This is a genomic window from Streptomyces sp. NPDC051172 (assembly GCF_040682555.1).
Classification (GTDB): Bacteria; Actinomycetota; Actinomycetes; order Streptomycetales; family Streptomycetaceae; genus Streptomyces.
In genome coordinates this window covers 1-2798 of record NZ_JBFBBE010000270.1, presented here as the reverse complement: position 1 = coordinate 2798, position 2798 = coordinate 1, and the positions used below count along the sequence as shown (strand labels likewise).

The window sequence follows — 2798 nt, the reverse complement described above, 5'->3', positions numbered from 1 at the left end:
GCCCGCCTCCCTGCGCATACCTCATGACTCCGGCATACCGCAACGATCACGAAACGTCAGTTCCTCCCCCGCCACTACGAGTTCAACCTCAGTACTACCCCCAGCAGCGGGACGGCAGGATCGCGGCGATCGAGGACGAGGGCCTCACGGAGAGCGCCTGGACGGCACAGCAGATCGGCCACACCGTCATCAAGGCGTTCAACGGCACCTTCGCCCAGGACATCCTGGAGCGTCCGCGCCCGGCCGGCGACCCCGACCGGCAGGCGGTCCCGGTCGCGGGCGACGACGAGGCCGCGAAGCGCGTGGTCAGGAACCTGATCGACGAACTCGGCTTCGACACGGTCGACACGGGCACCCTCGCCGACTCCTGGCGCCAGCAGCCGGGCACACCCGTCTACGGCCTGCGCGCGGGCGTGGACGAAGTGACCAAGGCCTTGGCGGAGGCCTCCCGGGAACGCCCGGCGGACTTCAGGGCGTAACGGCAGGCGCGTGGCCGTCACCCACTGGCGGCCCACTCCTTCAGCGCGGCCTTGTCGGCGAAGTCCGCGACGTCCTTGTCGTACGGCTCGCTGGTGTACTGGTGGAAGCGCCACTTGGCCTTGATACGGGGCTGGCCCGCCGTGACGTAGTCGGCGATCCAGAGGCCGTCACCGGCGTACGAGGTGGTGTCGACGTTCAGCCAGAAATCCTGGTTGGTGTAGAGGATGACCTTGTGGTTCGGCCGCAGCTCCTTGACCTTGCGGATGAACAGGTCCTTCTCCGCGTTGCTCGCATGGGTCCCGGCGCTCGTCCGCTCCCAGTCCACGGCGAGGATGTCGCCCACCTTCGAGGGGACGCGCTCGACGAAGTACTCCGCCTGGGCCTGGAGATTGCCCGGCCAGAGGAAGTGGTAGAAACCGAGGACCAGACCGGCGTTGCGGCCGTGTTGTGCCTGGGCGCTGACTCTTGGATTGATGTACGAACGGCCCTCCGTCGCCTTGATGAAGACGAAGGAGAGGCCGTCCGTGCTGTACGAGGAGGACTGGTAGGCGCTGACGTCGATTCCGCGCAGCATGGAGGACTCCCTGAAGTGCCGGTGGGGGGACAGCGGTTGAGTTATCCCCACCTTTGCACGGGTGATCCGTTCCGGATGTGGAAACGGCGTGCAAAACGTCAACTCCGGTCGGCAGAGGGGAGTTCAGCACTCGACGATGTTCACAGCCGGTCCGCCCGGTGCCGCCTCCGTGTCGGGGACTTTTCAGGGCTCCTTGCAGGCGCGGGGAAGCTGGTTGCGTCGTGGGGGAGCGTCGTCAGGCTTCGCCAGCTCTGCGTTGAACTGAGCGCCGACAAGAAGTGCCAGATTGGACAGCCACAGCCAGACCAGGAAGACCACGAAGCCTGCCAGTGAGCCGTACAGATCGTGATAGGTGCTGACATGGGAGGTGTAAACGGCGAATCCGACAGAGACGGTCAACAGGAGCGCTACCGCCAATACACCGCCGGGAGCCATTTTCCCGACAGGGCGGGAGCGTGCCGGGCCCGAACGGTACAGGATGAGCACCAGTACGACGGCGACCACGGTCACGACCGGCCACCGCAGTGCGTGCCAGGCGGCCTGCGGTCCCGTTCCGAGATTCAGCGCTCGGCCCAAGCGCCGCGCCAGGCTGCCGGTGAGCAGCAACGCCAGGGTCGACGTCAGAAGCAGGGTGATCAGGGCGAGGGCGGTGGCGATGATGCGCGGAGCGGTGCGCCACACGGGCCGGTGCGAGCTCATCCGGTGCATGGCGTGCAACGCCCGGCGGAAGACGCTCAGATAGCTGGATCCCGACCACAGGGCTCCCGATGCTCCCAAGAAGACCAGCGTCCATTCCGTCGACGGCTGTCGGGCCATCTGCTGAAGGGTGCCGCGCAGCACAGCGCGGGACGCGGCGGGGGCGGCCCGCACGATGTGGTCGATGACCTCCGGCTTGTCCGTGGGCATCGTCAGACCCAGGACCGAGAGGACCACCAGCAGCAAGGGGAACAGGGCCAGGACCGCGTAATAGGTGAGGGCGGCGGCCCAGTCTGTGACGTCGTCGTTCCAGACGGCCGTCGGCGTCCGGCGCAAAGCTGCCCACCAGTGAGCCGTGGGACTGTCTGCATCGTCCATGACGCGGATGCTCTCACCCCCGGTTTGAACTGAGTGGCCGACCCGGCGCCGCGTCTGTCGGGGACTTGGGGCCCATCGAAGAAAGACTTCCCCGGACTGACGTCGGGCATGCCCATTTCCGGGCTCCTCATGCGGTCACGAAGGGGCATTGTTTAAACGCCTCCTTGGCTTTTCCTGGGCTTCCCGGGCATTACCCGGATTCTTTCTGCCCGTCCCTCAGCGGCCACACGGTCGTTCCCGATGCCGCGTCCAGCGGTTTCCCCGGCCTTGCCCTCGACCTGCTCGGTCCTTGTCCTCGCCTGCTCGTCGGCGTCACGGAGGGCATCTCCTGACAGGTCGTGTGCCGCTGACGCGGCACCCGCTTGTGCCCCCGCGTCTTCTTCCCGTACAAGCATCGTCGGTGAATGGCTTCAGAAATGCGGGGCACTTGAGCGTGCAGGAGGTCGATAATCATGGTTCCTTTGCTGCTTGTTCTGCTTCTCGCGCTGGTGCTCTTCGGTGCCGGCTTCGCCCTCAAGGTCCTTTGGTGGGTCGCCGTCGCCGTCCTGGTGCTGTGGCTTCTCGGCTTCGTCATGCGTTCCACCACCGCCGGCGGTGGCAGGGGACGCTGGTACCGATGGTGATCTGACCCAGGGCGCGCTTTCGGCACGGGGTTCGGCCGACATGTCGG

At 66.3% G+C, this 2798-nt stretch carries 3 protein-coding genes and 1 pseudogene; 2 read left to right on the top strand and 2 right to left on the bottom strand.

Features of this window, described 5'->3' with window-relative positions:
• A pseudogene (locus tag AB0N07_RS50215) lies at positions 1-479 on the top strand (hypothetical protein); the annotation flags it as partial.
• A gap of 17 nt (positions 480-496) precedes the next feature.
• Here AB0N07_RS50215 and AB0N07_RS50210 read toward each other — a convergent pair.
• Both AB0N07_RS50210 and AB0N07_RS50205 read right to left on the bottom strand, forming a co-directional pair.
• Entirely contained in the window at positions 497-1054 is a 558-nt protein-coding gene (locus AB0N07_RS50210; RefSeq protein ID WP_365847589.1) for a glycoside hydrolase family 25 protein, read from the bottom strand.
• Positions 1055-1237: 183 nt separating this feature from the next.
• A complete protein-coding gene (locus tag AB0N07_RS50205) occupies positions 1238-2128 on the bottom strand; it encodes a YihY/virulence factor BrkB family protein (protein ID WP_365847587.1) in 891 nt (296 codons plus the stop codon).
• 452 nt (positions 2129-2580) lie between these two features.
• Here AB0N07_RS50205 and AB0N07_RS50200 point away from each other — a divergent pair, with 452 nt between their 5' ends.
• Positions 2581-2751 carry a hydrophobic protein gene (locus tag AB0N07_RS50200; protein WP_351475696.1) on the top strand — a complete coding sequence of 57 codons (171 nt, stop codon included), beginning with the start codon at positions 2581-2583 and terminating at the stop codon, positions 2749-2751.
• Positions 2752-2798 lie beyond the last annotated feature (47 nt).

What these genes read in the sequence shown, in the direction of transcription:
- AB0N07_RS50210 (WP_365847589.1), bottom strand. Translation starts at nt 1,054, where the DNA reads ATGCTGCGCGGAATCGACGTCAGCGCCTACCAGTCCTCCTCGTACAGC.
- AB0N07_RS50205 (WP_365847587.1), bottom strand. Translation starts at nt 2,128, where the DNA reads ATGGACGATGCAGACAGTCCCACGGCTCACTGGTGGGCAGCTTTGCGC.
- AB0N07_RS50200 (WP_351475696.1), top strand. Translation starts at nt 2,581, where the DNA reads ATGGTTCCTTTGCTGCTTGTTCTGCTTCTCGCGCTGGTGCTCTTCGGT.